Origin of the sequence: Paraburkholderia sp. RAU2J, assembly GCF_003634845.1 — a bacterium.
In the GTDB taxonomy this organism is placed as follows: Bacteria; Pseudomonadota; Gammaproteobacteria; order Burkholderiales; family Burkholderiaceae; genus Paraburkholderia; species Paraburkholderia fynbosensis.
Window position 1 is genome coordinate 2,556,629 of sequence record NZ_RBXG01000002.1, and the last position, 13,007, is coordinate 2,569,635.

12 protein-coding genes and 1 pseudogene are annotated in these 13,007 nt (G+C 59.8%); 3 read left to right on the forward strand and 10 right to left on the reverse strand.

Annotated features, from left to right (window positions below; all coding sequences use genetic code 11):
* Positions 1 to 224: 224 nt before the first annotated feature.
* Both B0G69_RS43015 and B0G69_RS29000 read right to left on the reverse strand, forming a co-directional pair.
* Positions 225 to 443: pseudogene (locus B0G69_RS43015) on the reverse strand (hypothetical protein); the annotation flags it as partial.
* A gap of 27 nt (positions 444 to 470) precedes the next feature.
* Complete coding sequence (locus B0G69_RS29000; protein WP_121323314.1) at positions 471 to 839, reverse strand: nuclear transport factor 2 family protein; 369 nt, start codon at positions 837 to 839, stop codon at positions 471 to 473.
* Positions 840 to 1,111: 272 nt separating this feature from the next.
* On the opposite strand from B0G69_RS29000, the gene B0G69_RS29005 reads away from it, so the two are divergent.
* Both B0G69_RS29005 and B0G69_RS29010 read left to right on the forward strand, forming a co-directional pair.
* Positions 1,112 to 1,528, forward strand: coding sequence for a type II toxin-antitoxin system RelE/ParE family toxin (locus B0G69_RS29005; RefSeq protein ID WP_347232524.1), 417 nt, complete (start codon positions 1,112 to 1,114; stop codon positions 1,526 to 1,528).
* Positions 1,525 to 1,827: an addiction module antidote protein gene (locus B0G69_RS29010; protein WP_074769728.1), complete on the forward strand. Its 303-nt coding sequence runs from the start codon at positions 1,525 to 1,527 to the stop codon at positions 1,825 to 1,827. Before B0G69_RS29005 ends, B0G69_RS29010 begins: the two co-directional genes overlap by 4 nt.
* A gap of 1,079 nt (positions 1,828 to 2,906) precedes the next feature.
* Here the strand turns inward: B0G69_RS29010 and B0G69_RS29020 are convergent.
* From B0G69_RS29020 to B0G69_RS29045, 5 genes are all read right to left on the reverse strand, one after another.
* Positions 2,907 to 3,275 (reverse strand): copper resistance protein CopC, encoded by a 369-nt coding sequence (locus B0G69_RS29020; RefSeq protein ID WP_121323325.1) that lies wholly within the window; start codon positions 3,273 to 3,275, stop codon positions 2,907 to 2,909.
* Between the two features lie 15 nt (positions 3,276 to 3,290).
* Positions 3,291 to 4,187: a hypothetical protein gene (locus tag B0G69_RS29025; protein ID WP_199731366.1), complete on the reverse strand. Its 897-nt coding sequence runs from the start codon at positions 4,185 to 4,187 to the stop codon at positions 3,291 to 3,293.
* Positions 4,188 to 4,287: 100 nt separating this feature from the next.
* Positions 4,288 to 4,668 (reverse strand): DUF2946 domain-containing protein, encoded by a 381-nt coding sequence (locus B0G69_RS29030; RefSeq protein ID WP_121323327.1) that lies wholly within the window; start codon positions 4,666 to 4,668, stop codon positions 4,288 to 4,290.
* 695 nt (positions 4,669 to 5,363) lie between these two features.
* Positions 5,364 to 6,347, reverse strand: a complete 984-nt coding sequence (locus B0G69_RS29040) for a formylglycine-generating enzyme family protein (protein ID WP_121323330.1) — start codon at positions 6,345 to 6,347, stop codon at positions 5,364 to 5,366.
* A gap of 282 nt (positions 6,348 to 6,629) precedes the next feature.
* Positions 6,630 to 9,149 carry an arylsulfatase gene (locus tag B0G69_RS29045; RefSeq protein WP_241991501.1) on the reverse strand — a complete coding sequence of 840 codons (2,520 nt, stop codon included), beginning with the start codon at positions 9,147 to 9,149 and terminating at the stop codon, positions 6,630 to 6,632.
* A gap of 861 nt (positions 9,150 to 10,010) precedes the next feature.
* Between B0G69_RS29045 and B0G69_RS29050 the strand changes: the two genes are divergently transcribed.
* A complete protein-coding gene (locus tag B0G69_RS29050) occupies positions 10,011 to 10,319 on the forward strand; it encodes an EthD family reductase (protein WP_121323941.1) in 309 nt (102 codons plus the stop codon).
* Between the two features lie 476 nt (positions 10,320 to 10,795).
* Here B0G69_RS29050 and B0G69_RS29060 read toward each other — a convergent pair whose 3' ends face one another.
* The 3 genes from B0G69_RS29060 to B0G69_RS29070 all read right to left on the reverse strand — a co-directional run bounded on the left by B0G69_RS29060 (position 10,796) and on the right by B0G69_RS29070 (position 12,963).
* Complete coding sequence (locus tag B0G69_RS29060) at positions 10,796 to 11,254, reverse strand: NUDIX hydrolase (RefSeq protein WP_121323336.1); 459 nt, start codon at positions 11,252 to 11,254, stop codon at positions 10,796 to 10,798.
* 68 nt (positions 11,255 to 11,322) lie between these two features.
* On the reverse strand, positions 11,323 to 12,345 hold the full coding sequence (locus B0G69_RS29065) for an IS30 family transposase (protein ID WP_121322128.1): 1,023 nt from the start codon (positions 12,343 to 12,345) through the stop codon (positions 11,323 to 11,325).
* A gap of 9 nt (positions 12,346 to 12,354) precedes the next feature.
* Positions 12,355 to 12,963: an NUDIX domain-containing protein gene (locus B0G69_RS29070; protein WP_241991502.1), complete on the reverse strand. Its 609-nt coding sequence runs from the start codon at positions 12,961 to 12,963 to the stop codon at positions 12,355 to 12,357.
* Positions 12,964 to 13,007 lie beyond the last annotated feature (44 nt).

The window sequence follows — 13,007 nt, forward strand, 5'->3', positions numbered from 1 at the left end:
GGCTGGGTTCGGGCCTGCCCGGAGACGGTCGTGCGGCTGCAGCGCGTTGCATCGCACACATCGCATTGCGACGATCGATTGTAGCAAGCAACGTTGCGAGCCTCAGCGCAACGTGGCTGGACGCCGCCGACCGCTACGACAGCGCCGCCGCCCTCTCTGTCGACTCGGCACAGCGGCACGCCGCCATCCCGCGCGGCATCCGGAGCGGCGCTGGCTGCACAGCCACACTGCCACCGCAGCCAGCCGATCAACGCGAGCAGCACGAGCCCCGCGCCGCCCAATACCGGCTCGCGCCAGCCCAGCAACGCGATGAACGTGAACGCCCGCGCGCCCGCCAGCAGCGCGAAGCCGGCGATGGCGCTGGACCACGCGTCGACGGCCGCCGACACACGCGCGAACGCGATGACAGTTTGAACCGGCGTTGGGGCGAAGGGCTCGTGCATGATCGTCTCCGTGAAGAAATGCGCGGCTCAGGCGCTGCCGGGCGCCTCGTCGAGGAAACCGGTGACTGCCTGGAGACGGCCGTGCGCATCCACCACGCCAAAGTCCGATCCCTTGACGATCGCGTCGCCCGCGGGTGTGGTCAGTTCCCACGAAAAGCGCAGCCGGTTCGCAAAGCCGTCGACCTGGGTCGTGCGGCGAAACACGTGCTGCGGGAAGCGTTCATGCACCGCGCGAATCATCGCGTCGATGCCGTCGTGGCCCGCGCCGGCGAGCAGCGGATCGCGATAGTCGGCGTCTGTGCTCCATGTCGCGGCGATCAACTCGCGACGGCGCGCGCCATCGGTCTCGTTCCAGACGTCGAAATAACGGTCGATCAGATCGGTATGCGCATTCATCTCAAGACTCCTTGTTGGCATGACTGAGCACTACGCTCGGCAGACATGTCGTATGCGGCGGGCTCGGAGTGAAGATTGACGCCCCGCAGGCGTGGCGTCGATTACGTGGGAGGTAAGGATTCGGGCGCGCCATCGCCGGCGAGCGCCAGTATTTTGCGGGTGCCTTGCGCATGCGTTTGTCCGTCAGATTGGCCGTCTGGCCGAATCGTCAGGAGCCGCGCAGACCGCTAACCTCATGTAGCAAATGGGGCCGCGCAGAGAGGGCGCGCGGCATGGGAAGCAACGAACGGGGTGCGGTGGAGAGCCGCTATATCAATATGATTTTCACACTTGCATCGACGTATCCACAGGGATACAATTACAAACAGATCGGCACACCGCCTGTGTACACGGTCAACCGCACCGAGGTGTTCGACACCTGGCTGGCGGAGCTCGCGGATCTACGCGCAAGGGCGAAAATCCTCGTGCGGGTCCGGCGTGCGGAGCGAGGGAATTTCGGCGACGTGAGGTTGCTGGAAGAAGGCGTGTTCGAGATGCGCATAGATTGCGGTCCGGGTTACCGGCTCTACTACGCGCGTGAAGGGCGCATGGTGTATCTGCTGCTCTGCGGTGGCAACAAGTCTACGCAGCAGGCCGATATCAAGCATGCCAAAACAATGTGGACAGCAATCAGAGAGGAACGATCATGAGCAAGATCAAAACGGCACGGTTCGACGCATCGCACTACCTCGACAGCGAGGAAATGATCGCTGAATACCTCAACGCAGCACTCGAAGAAGGCGACGCCGACCTCCTTCTCGCCGCCATCGCCGACATCGCCAAAGCGCGTGGCATCGCAAAGGTCGCGGCTGACGCCGGACTCGGGCGCGAGAGCCTCTACAAAACGCTCGCACCGGGCTCCAAACCGCGTATGGACACGGTGTTCAAACTGCTGCGCGCGCTCGGCGTCAAACTCAACGCAGTGCCCGAAGGCGTGGCGGCCGCGTGATCCGCATTGGCTATTGTCGTCAGGCCGGCTCGCTGGATTTGCCGCCGGCCTCGGCATTGCCGGTCCGAACACACACCCGCGTGGCCTTAAAAGCCAGCCGAGTGCGGCGAATAAAAAAGCCAACGGTGAAGCTAGTCAGGCTCCGAGTCCGCGAACATGTGCGCAAAGCAGAACGGAATTCAATTGGTTACACCACTCTTGCGCTGCATCGGACCCGCACTTGCATGCACAACTTCGAACCATTGAAATCAAAGAGTTACAAGCGCAGTCCTGCCGTACCGTCCTGAAGGCCACCCGAAAGGACAATCCCAATCGCACGCGGTCCGAAGCTCCGTGCGACAGACTCAAACAGCTTGTCCACCGCGGGCCGTGCGAAGAGCACCTCGGGACCGCAATCCAGTCCTATACGGCCAGACAGGCGCACAGTCATGTGGCGGTCGGGCGGAGCCAGAAGGAGGCGTCCCTTTTGCAGGACCTCACCATCGTGACCGTACGCCACCACAAGGGCGGTAGACTTGCCGACGAGCCCTGCTAGCAAAGCATGGGGCTGGAAGGCGCGGTATGCAAACTGCCAGCAGGACCGCGGGAAAATCCCGTGGCAGAGGATGAACCAGCGTGCACAACGCGTCCAGGCCGCCGAGTGAACCTCCTATGGCTATGATGTCACGCACAGTCACGTTCCGTTCGTGTAGGCGGCTACGGTGCCGCAATTTACAGACCTGAGGCGCGTCGTCGGTCAGAATGTCCATCGAAATCTGAGCCGCCGCGCACAGTGCTTGAGAGCGAAGCCGGCTCGCCCGAAGGATCGTTCGCTGTTCGCTTCGTCAAATGGCGACTCGTCGCTCATCAACAGCCGTTCGCAATCCGAATGCGAGGAGCCGTATGTGGCCGACGACTGCCTGACGCAGTCGGCACAAGTCAATCCGTTGCCGCCTCTCGGTTAGGAGAGGCGGGTGTCTGCGTGCCGATCGAAACGAGTCAGTCAACGATAAAGCAATGTTTTGCCATCAACGCTTTAAAGGTCGTGCGGTAGGTAACGGCACGACGTGGAGCTCAACATGCCGCGACGCCACCGACGCCTACTTTACTTCGAACGCGTAATCGCCATGGGTGCGATGCCCGTCTGAGGCGACTGCCACCCAGTGCACCGTATAACGCCCAGCCTGCAAGGGAGACAGCGCAACGGTGATCACGTCCGGCTGATGCGCGTCGACCACGGACTTGGCTGCGTTGACCTGCGTTCCAACGGCATTGGTCACCGTGAGCGACGAGAATGCTGGCTCCAGCGGCCCGTCGAAGGTGATCTTCACCTGCGACGGTGCTGCAACGCTCGCGCCGGCTCCCGGCTCCTGCTTCTGCGGAAACACATGCGCAAACGCAGCGCCGGCGAAAACAAGGCCGGCCACGCTCGCGATGACCCGTTTCCAAAGGCTTCGATTCTGGTTCATCGGTGGATTCCTTCGTCACTGGAACAGCGGTTTGCCGAGCGTCCTGGGCGCCACATCGTCGAAGAAAATGTGGGCCTGTACGAGAATACCCACGTGCGAGCCGCTCGCGCGGTTCACCGGGATCTGCGCTTCGATACCGAATTGACCGTAGCGGTTGATCCAGATAAAGCCAGGATTGACCGTGCCGGTTGTCTGTCCCTGGCTTCTCGACAACGGCACCTCGACAATTGGAATGATATTCGAGAGCGGTTGTGGCAAACCGAGATCATGGACATGCTGCTGCAGGTAGGGCAGGCTGTACTGGAACGTGAAGCCGTAGTTGAAGGCGTTAGGCTGTCCCGCGCCCGTGGTCAGCGCGGGCGCAGCTTCGGCGGTAATCGCGATCGGACGCAGGTATGCCAGCGAATCAGGGAGGTCTCCCATGCCCTTGCCGACATAAACGGTCGGCGAGATGGTGGAGAAGTTGTCGGCAATCGCGCGGCTTCCCGTGCCGCCAAACTCGGCATTGACGCCGACGGACGTCATGAACTCGTGCGCGTCGTTGACGTACAGCAAATATTTCAGCCCAACACCAAAATTATCGAAGCCACGGGCGGTCGGGTTGTTTTGCATCGCATACGATCCATCGACCGATAGGGCTAGTCTTGGTGTGATCAGCTTGTCGTACTCGAAATCAAAAGTATTGATGCTCTGATCGCCATCGTCGCCGGGGACGCGCTGGTGGCCGTACAAAAGATTTGCTTCGTCGCCTACGCCGGGGTCATCCACTGCCATGGTCGCCGGAAAGACGCGGTCGCCCGCAATGGCATGAGCTGCTGCGAGCGAGGGCGTTAGCAGAAGTGAACTCGTGGCAGCCGAAATAATTGCTGCCGTGAGCAGCGGTTTGCCACCGCGCGTTGAAATGGTGTGCATGGTTCATCCTTTTGAGGTCGTTGTAATGCCGTCGCAGGTCCGGAGACAGACGCGCGAAACACTGCGATGCAGCGAATGCATCGCGTCGGTAGGACGCACATCAGGATGAGACTGGAGGGGCGCGGGGCTGGGCAGCAGTGAATGGCGGGAAACGCCGAACGCTATTGAACCGGGTCGCAATGCGATGCTGGGTTGCCCAGACCGTGATGGCAAAAGCGGGTTGAACGCTTGGCACCGCTGGCATGTGGGCAAACAGGTTGCAGTACCCACAAGCCTGCCCGTGGGAAGCCAGGGAGTGGGAAGCGTCCTGGTCATTCGGCGCGTCGTCTGGCATCGATTGCGCGGAGCAAAGCGAGGCCGAAAGAGATGCCCCATCGCGACTCGAAGCGAGCGTCTGAGACACCACAGGCGCGAAAGTCGCCATCAGGATTCCAAGCAATCCCAAAAGGCTGCCAATCTTCAGATGGAAACGCGCGAGCATGGGTCAGGCGGTGGGAGCGACACGGTCGTGGTGGTGCGCGATTATGGCACGACGTGTTCAAGGCGCGTAGAGGTGGCACCGTTTGTCGGTGGGGCGATTCCTGCTTCTGTTCAATCGAAGCGCAGTTGGCTGCTCTCGAATGACAGGCGGCCACTCGGCGGCAATGCCTGAACGTCGCCTGATGGGTGAACACGGCCGACGGCGAACGCACCAGATCGACCCCCAACGGACAGCCAGGCTGGCGCGACATCGATGGCGGCTTAAGGAGTCTTTCGGACGTTCTTTAGAGTACGATGGTCCTCCGCCGCATACACTCGCGAACGAGTCCGCATCGCGCTGCCTCCCGGAATGCATTGATGGTGTTGCAATGAGAGCCTGGGTCGGTGGCAATCGCGCGCTGCAAGGACATCCTGTCGCCCGGCTCGAAAACTCCGAGGCGAGTAGCCTCCTCAATCTGGTTTGCAATCGCGAGATGGGTTTTGCCGCGAATTCTAGAGAAGTCCGGTCGCCAGTTTGCCAGCGCTCGTTGTGACCCGTTCAGCCGACTATGCTGTACAGCCGCCGTGTTCCGCATTTTGCCCGCATCCACGATGTCTGAATCTGATCTTGCTACTGCGCGACGACGCTCATTAAGGACCGTGCCGGCAATCGAGCGATAGTTCATAGCACGCTCTTCTAACCTAGCTCGCTAACACTCAACCCATCTCAAGGCGCACAACGCAGCGAAAACCGACATGGCTCGTAGATGTGTCGATGGACTCGGCATGCCGTGCCGCTGGGCGGTAGCGGCGGCAATAGTTTGGTGCGCAAAGGTGCGAACCACCTTTCAGCACCTTGCGGGGAAGACGAATCTCGGGCTGGCAAGGGTCGTAGCTCTCCCCCTCCGCGCCGCCGCGTGGGTTCTGAGGGACGCAGCACGCCTTGGGCACGTCGGCCGTGTGGCGTGTCGACCAGAAATCCGCGGTCCATTCCCACACATTGCCGATCATGTCGTAGATGCCGTACCCATTCGGCGGGAAGGACCTCACCGGCGAAGTGCGCTCGAAACCGTCCTGCTTCAGGTTCTGGTGCGGAAAGGCGCCCTGCCAGGTATTGGCCATCTGCTTTCCGGCGGGCGTGAATTCGTCGCCCCACGCATATTCCGCGCCATCAAGGCCGCCACGCGCCGCAAATTCCCACTCGGCCTCGGTCGGCAATGCCTTGCCGGCCCAGCGCGCATACGCCTCGGCGTCGCACCAGGCGATATGCACCACGGGATGGTCGTCCTTTCCGCTGATCGAGCTGCGCGGGCCGTAGGGCCTTCGCCAATCAGCACCGAATTTGAACCGCCACCATTGCGCCCAATCCTGGAGATCGACTGGCCCCTTGGGGGGTGAGAAGACGAGCGACCCGGCCTGCAGCATGTGTGGGAGCGCGCCCGGATAGTCCTCGGCCCTCGGCGCGATCTCGGCGAAGCTCACATAGTTCGTGGCGTTGACAAATTTGCGGAACTGGCGGTTCGTCACGGGCGTACGGTCGATCCAGAACCCATCGACTCTGACCCGGTGGGAGGGTGCTTCCTCAGGGTAGTGCCGGTCCGAACCCATGCGGAATTCGCCGCCCGGGACAAAAACCATATCGGCGAGCGGATCCCGCTGTGACGTCGCGATTTGTTTGGAAACCTGGCTCTGTGAACTCATGGCGTCCTGCTGTCTTGTCCTTCGTCGAGGCGTCCGTTTCGTTCGAACGCTGCGCGTTGAGGAAGTCCTCTCTTCGTGATTGCTCCGATCGCGAATCGCCTGAACCTGCCCTCGGATCTTCGTGTGAGGGCAGGCTCTTCGGCCGGAAGGTCATCATCGACGTCCGGGCTTTCTGTGAGGTCCCGTCAACCCAAATAACTGCACCGTCAAGACCCGATACACCTCTGAGCAAGCCCGGAAGCGAGTGCAAAAGGTGCCCGGCGGCGCACCCCGCTACGGTCGCTACTGGACCGACATCATCGCTTTCGCCAAACCGTCGCGCAGGCTCTTTTGCTCATCCTCGCTGAGCTTCTGCGGTTGCAGGACCACGACGAATCGCCTGAGTTGGCCTGTGAACCTGAAAGGCATCTTATCCGCGTAATCCTCGATCACTGGGGTTCCTGTGTCCTGCCCAACGTCGAAGGTCTCATCGAGAGAAAATCTGACCCCAACGGTCCTTGAAATCTTGACTTGTCCAACCTGCTTTTCGTCCACCAACAGCGTCGCCATCGCTCCTTTTCCTATGCCGCCGCCGTCGTAGTCGAATTTAACCCGCACGATGTGATGGCCCGCCGCGAGCGGTTGATTGGACGCAACTACAAACTTATGCTCTGGCTGGTTCGAGAACGCATAGGCGAATTGAGGCTTGCTATCCTGCATGAGGAGCGCCCAACCGCCGTACCTCCCGCCTGTTGTTCCCAGCACCCCGTTGGCGCCGCCCTCCGGGATGACCACGTCGGCAGCCACCGTCCAGGACTTGTTCTTGAAGTCCGGAGCCGATCCCTCCGGAATGCGGATCATGCCCGGAAAATAAGAGAACTCGCTACGGCCCCGGGTCAGACTCGGGCGAATCGCAGGATCGGCGCGTGACGCGAAACTCGAATCAAGCGGATAGACATTGTATTTTTTGGCCTCCACGTCAAAGGCGTCCTGAAGCTCTTTCAGCTTCCCGGGATACTTGCTGGCCAGATTATTGGCCTGGCTGAAATCCTCGTTGATATTGTAAAGTTCCCACTTGAAATCGTCGGGACTTGGCTCGGCCCCAATCGTCACCCAAGGCAGGCGAAGCGGCGTCGTGCTTGCCATCCAGCCGTCCTTATAGATCGCGCGGTTGCCAACCAGCTCGAAATACTGGACGGAATGTCGGGTCGGCGCCTTGGCGGCATTGAATGTGTACACGAGGCTCACGCCTTCGATCGGCTTCTGTTTCACGCCGTCGAGCATGACCGGCGGCGTGATCCTGGCCGCCTCGTAGATCGTCGGCGCAATGTCAATCACATGGCAGAACTGCGACCGCAGGCCGCCCTTATCCTTGATGCGTGCCGGCCACGAGATCACCATGCCGTTGCGGGTGCCGCCGAAGTGGGAAGCGACCTGCTTGGTCCATTGCATGGGCGCATCCATGCTGTGTGCCCAACCGACCGGGTAGTGGTTATAGGTCTTGGGGCCGCCGAGTTCGTCGATCATCGAAAGCAGAAACGGAAGGCTTTCCGGGACACTGTTCGCGGCGGTCCCGACCTCATTGGTTGTACCTTGCAGCGTACCCTCGGCACTCGCACCGTTGTCGCCCATTATGAAAATGACCAGAGTGTTATCTTTCTGGCCAGATTCCTCAACGGCGTCGAGCAAACGGCCGATGTTGTAGTCGGCATGTGACAATGCGCCCGCATAGACTTCCATCATCCGCGCGTAGAGACGCTTTTGATCACCCGACAAGGTATCCCAGGCGGGGATCTGCTCCGGCCTCGTGGTCAGTTGCGTACCGGGCGGGACAACGCCGAGCTCGATCTGCCGGGCGAGTGTCTCCTCGCGCACCTTGTCCCAACCCTGATCGAACTGGCCCTTGTATTTCGCGATCCAGTCCTTCGGCGCGTGGTGTGGGGCATGCGCGGTGCCGGTCGCGTAGTAAAGAAGCCAGGGCTTGGTTGGCGCGAGCGCGTGTTGCATCCGCATCCATGCGATCCCCTTGTCGGCAAGATCACGATCGAGGATGTAGGTTGGATCGCCGAGATAGGGCTCAATCGGCTTGGTGTTTTCGTATAGCGCCGGATGCCATTGGTCGCTGTCGCCGCCGATGAACCCATAGAAGTATTCGAAGCCCAGGCCGTTCGGCCACAGATCGAATGGGCCGACCTGGCTTGACATCCAGTCCGGCACGTTGTGCATCTTGCCGAACCATGAGGTGTTGTACCCGTTCTCCTTGAGAACTTCGCCAATGGAGCCAGCGCTCTTTGGAACAAGCGAATCGTAGCCGGGATAGCCGGTGGCGAATTCGGTAATGACTCCGCTGGCGACCGAATGGTGATTTCGACCGGTGATCAGCGCCGCGCGCGTAGGCGAGCAAAGCGCCGTGGTGTGAAACATGTTATAGCGAAGGCCGCTGTCCGCAAGCCGTTGGAAATTCGGTGTCTGAATCGGGCCGCCGAAAGTGCTGCTCGCCCCAAACCCAACATCATCAGTCAGGATCAAAAGAACGTTCGGTGATCCGGCGGGCGCCGCGTATTCCTTGGGAAAGTCGGGGGTGGAATTCTTCGCGAGACGTTCAATTCTGCCGTGAAACGCCGGCTCAGCCCTCGGCAAGACAGACCCGTCCTGAGGCGTAGTGACAGAGGATGGAGCGCCAGTGGATGCAGCGCCAACGGATCGCGGAAGCGCCGCTGACGCAGCGATAAGCGAGGCGGATCCGAGCAAGCGGCGACGATTGATCCCGTCTGGTGACAGCTGCGAGTCGGACTTCTCGTTTGGCTTATTCTCGCTCATCATTTTCTCCTTCGATGTGCCATCTAAATATGATTCACCGCCGATCTCCACCGAATTCTGACCCACCCTTGTCATCTAAATCAGACCCTTCCCCAAGATAGCGTAGTACATCGTCATGGCGGTTCTCAAGACAGTCGGGGACGAATCGGAAAAAGATGTGCTCGATCGAGATACGGTCGCTTCCCGATTTCAGGAAGTCGCCCCAATTCACTTTCTGTTGTCGGCTGCGGGACAGAAGGCCGGAACAAATCCGGAGCCGCGGCCAATGTCTCCTATATTTATGAAAAGCAGCCGGGGCTTCTCTCTCAAGGTTGAGGATCGCGAAAAGTTACTTTTCCTGGGGAGCGAGAAACAAGAAGAGACGACTTCTGTATAGACCTTCTTTTTTGGACACATCGGTATGGAACTCGTCGGCAACGAGGGCCATACATTCATTCAATTCGGCGAACGCCATTGGAAGCTTTGGCCGATCAAGCAACGTTCATCGGCGCCATTTGAATGGCCTCTTCCCGGGTGGAACCGACGTCTGAATGTCCGAGCGACGGTGCGGACGAATGACGCTTTCTGGCCGAGGGCTGCCTATCGCGACCGACTTCGGCGGACCCGTGATTGTCATCCTCGCTTGTGTGCAGGCCTTAGCCTCAAGGGACCTTGGGCCGTCTGGCAAATATGCGAAGACTCGTGACGGGTTTCGATGCGAATTCATAGCCAGCGTAGAATTCAAGCTGAAATCTCAACAAGGTAGGACAGTTATATACCCGAACCCGTACCAGTCTGGCATGATCCCGGCCGTCGGCAGATTGGAGCGCGAGACGCTCATTCTGTCGTGCACCGATCTCGCCGGGTGCTCAAGGAGACATGACCATGGCAAAGCTCGTCGCACTATACAAAACGCCGTCAAACCCGGACGCATTCGACGCGCACTACTTTTCGAATCATGTGCCTCTTGCCAAGACGATATCCGGGCTTCAGCGCTATGAAGTTAGTGCCGGGCCGGTAGCGACCCCGCAAGGCGAGTCCCCGTATTACCTGGCAGCGATCCTGAGCTTTGATTCGGTGGATTCCCTGCAACAGGCACTCAATTCACCCGAAGGGCGAGCGACAGCGAGCGATCTAACCAATTTCGCACAGGCCGGTGTCGAGCTTCTCGTATTCGACACCAAAGACGTTTAAACACTGGTCAGTGTCGCGGTGGCATACGTCGATGTCAGCCAATGCGTCTAGCACCGGATATGCTTGTCGCTATCCGGCTGGACTACTGCCATGCATTGCGGCGGCCGAATCCGCCTTGCCGTCGCTGACGCCAAACAAGAACCAGCCGGGAGATAGCACCGACGACGTAGCAACGACCAGCTCCTTCACGGGTTCTCATAATGGCCGTTCGATGACACCATTACTGGCCCGGTATGATGCCCGGCGAGACCCGGTCGCAAAAGTTGGGCAATGGTTGATGCAGTAAACTCGATGGAAGCTTGGGCGCCGTTTGACACCTTCGCTGCGATCGCCAGCATCCCCCGCTCGCGATATGCCACTGGCGTTGGGACCAACGTCAAATGCAGGATGCCCACGATTGTGGGCGAGATAAACCGCTTCCCTTCGCAGTCGGCGGAGCTTGACCCCGGGCAGCCGGGATACCGCCCGGTCGACATCTAACGGCAAAGATCTCCGCTCAGATACGCAGCCACTGGCGCTGTCAGTCCGAAGCCATGCAATTCCTCCGGCGTTGCCAGATGCGCGGCGACAATCTCGCGATTATCGATCCGCAGCTTGGGTAGGCGATCGAGGTGTAGTTCGAAAAAATGCACCCGGTCGCGTCGTCCGTCCCAGGCGCCGCAGACGCTGCCCACCGGGAGCAATGTGTATGACGACAGACCAATTTCCTCTTCCATTTCGCGCTGCGCGGCTGCCTCGGGCGTCTCTCCGGGATGGACACTTCCTCCCGGAAGATTCCACGCGGTCCGGTACGATGCTTTCACGAGCAACAGCGACTGCCCGACATAGATTGCGACAAGCGCGCCCTGATGGCTGGGTCGTCGAAGGTGCCACCAGACACGAGCAAGCGGATATCCGATGCGAAGTGCCATACGCCAGACAAAGTCGATGATCATGGAACCGTAGTTTAGGCAGCGTTTGATCTTGCTCAGGGCGGTTTCAAGGGTGAAGCGCAACAGCGGGATTAATGTTTAGAGCGTTGAGGTTGACTTGCTGATGCGAGGGTCGCGGCGAAGACCTCGAATGGTGAATGGAAGTTGTGAGTTGCACGAGGCCGGCTATTCAGGCTGTCGGCGATGGCGTCGAGTTCGTCCTGACTGTAGACCGAAAGGTCTGTGCCTTTGGGCAGATACTGCCGCAGCAGCCCGTTGGTGTTTTCGCAAGTGCCGCGTTGCCAGGGACTGTGCGGGTCGCAAAAGTACACGTTCACGCCGGTTGCGGCAGAGAGCTCTTTATGGCGCGACATTTCTTTGCCCTGGTCGTAGGTGAAGCTCTGGCGCAGTGGCGCGACAATCGAATTGAGTTTGGCGGAGAAGCCCGCCAGCGCCGAAGCTGCGGTGGCGTCTTCCATCTTTGCGAGCAGCACCAGGCGGCTGGTCCGTTCAACCAGAACGCCTACCGAGGACTGGTTGCCAGCGCCCTTGATGAAGTCGCCTTCCCAGTGTCCGGGCAGCAGCCGGTCCTCGATTTCGGGCGGCCGCACATGAATACTGACCATGTCGGGAATCTGTCCGCGCCGGTCTGTGCCGCGTGTACGCGGTATGCGCGTGCTGTGGCCATGGCGCAGGCAGGCAATGAGCTGGCGGCGCAGTTCGCCGCGCGGCTGGGCGTAGATGGCCGTGTAGATGGTTTCGTGCGAAACCTGCTGGGTCGGGTCAGTCGGATACATACGCTTCAGTGTGCCCGATATCTGCTGGGGTGACCATTTCCACTCCAGCAGGGTGAGAACGATACGCCAGCAGACGCTTTGCAGGCAAAGCTTTGTGGGGCGGCGGCTCGCGGTGCGGCGTGAGGCGCTGAGCGCTTCAGCCGGCACCGATGCGTAGCCTGCGGGAGAGCTGTTTCGCGTCAGTTCACGGCTAACGGTGGCCGGCGAGCGCCCGAGTATGCGGGCCATGGCCCGCATACTCGAACCCTGCAGATGCAGGCTTGCAATGATGAGGCGCTCTTCAGGTTGAAGTTGCTGGTACTGAGTTCTTTCGTGCATCGCAACACCTTATACGGAACGGTGTTGCACTTCAGATTTGAGGCCGCCGTGCCTTTTGAAATACCGGGTGTCCTTGGTTTCGGTGTCGGTAGGAATTCCGGAACCGCCAGTGATCTTGCACTGAAACAACGTCGCAACGTATTCAACCTGATCGCCATTGGGATACGTGTACCGGAATGCTCGGCCGCCGAAGACGCCGAGAATGCCATGAATGCGGATGGCGTATCCGGTCTCTTCCATCACCTCCCAGGCAATTGCTTCTTGGGGGCTTTCACCCAGTTCAATTCCCCCAGCTGGCAAACTCCAAGCCTCATCCGAAGATTTCTCTTGCAAGAGAAGTCTGCCCTCGTGATTGTGAATCACGGCCCCAACCGACGGGCTGAGTATCAAACCATTACCGACCTTCTGTCTCAACCAACCGATGTAGCTCTCGTCATTCAAAATGCCACCCGCATAGGAAAGTCGAACCGTTGAGATGGAAAACCGAACCTCGGCATCGGAGGCGATTGTCGCGGATCTGAACAGCCTCGTCGAACGGCCGAAAGTGGTCGAGTACACCCCGATGCGGTCGGCTGAGGCCCACGCGTTGCGGACTTTCAGCGTTACAGATAACGGCATCCCCGGGGGGCGAATTAGCGGGGATACCCGCGACAGATGTAACC

Excerpts from the sequence above, each read along its gene's own strand:
- B0G69_RS29000 (WP_121323314.1), bottom strand. The coding sequence starts at position 839 with ATGAATGCGCATACCGATCTGATCGACCGTTATTTCGACGTCTGGAAC.
- B0G69_RS29025 (WP_199731366.1), bottom strand. The coding sequence starts at position 4,187 with ATGCACACCATTTCAACGCGCGGTGGCAAACCGCTGCTCACGGCAGCA.
- B0G69_RS29020 (WP_121323325.1), bottom strand. The coding sequence starts at position 3,275 with ATGAACCAGAATCGAAGCCTTTGGAAACGGGTCATCGCGAGCGTGGCC.
- B0G69_RS29070 (WP_241991502.1), bottom strand. The coding sequence starts at position 12,963 with ATGCCGTTATCTGTAACGCTGAAAGTCCGCAACGCGTGGGCCTCAGCC.
- B0G69_RS29060 (WP_121323336.1), bottom strand. The coding sequence starts at position 11,254 with ATGATCATCGACTTTGTCTGGCGTATGGCACTTCGCATCGGATATCCG.
- B0G69_RS29045 (WP_241991501.1), bottom strand. The coding sequence starts at position 9,149 with ATGATGAGCGAGAATAAGCCAAACGAGAAGTCCGACTCGCAGCTGTCA.
- B0G69_RS29010 (WP_074769728.1), top strand. The coding sequence starts at position 1,525 with ATGAGCAAGATCAAAACGGCACGGTTCGACGCATCGCACTACCTCGAC.
- B0G69_RS29040 (WP_121323330.1), bottom strand. The coding sequence starts at position 6,347 with ATGAGTTCACAGAGCCAGGTTTCCAAACAAATCGCGACGTCACAGCGG.
- B0G69_RS29005 (WP_347232524.1), top strand. The coding sequence starts at position 1,112 with ATGGGAAGCAACGAACGGGGTGCGGTGGAGAGCCGCTATATCAATATG.
- B0G69_RS29050 (WP_121323941.1), top strand. The coding sequence starts at position 10,011 with ATGGCAAAGCTCGTCGCACTATACAAAACGCCGTCAAACCCGGACGCA.
- B0G69_RS29065 (WP_121322128.1), bottom strand. The coding sequence starts at position 12,345 with ATGCACGAAAGAACTCAGTACCAGCAACTTCAACCTGAAGAGCGCCTC.
- B0G69_RS29030 (WP_121323327.1), bottom strand. The coding sequence starts at position 4,668 with ATGCTCGCGCGTTTCCATCTGAAGATTGGCAGCCTTTTGGGATTGCTT.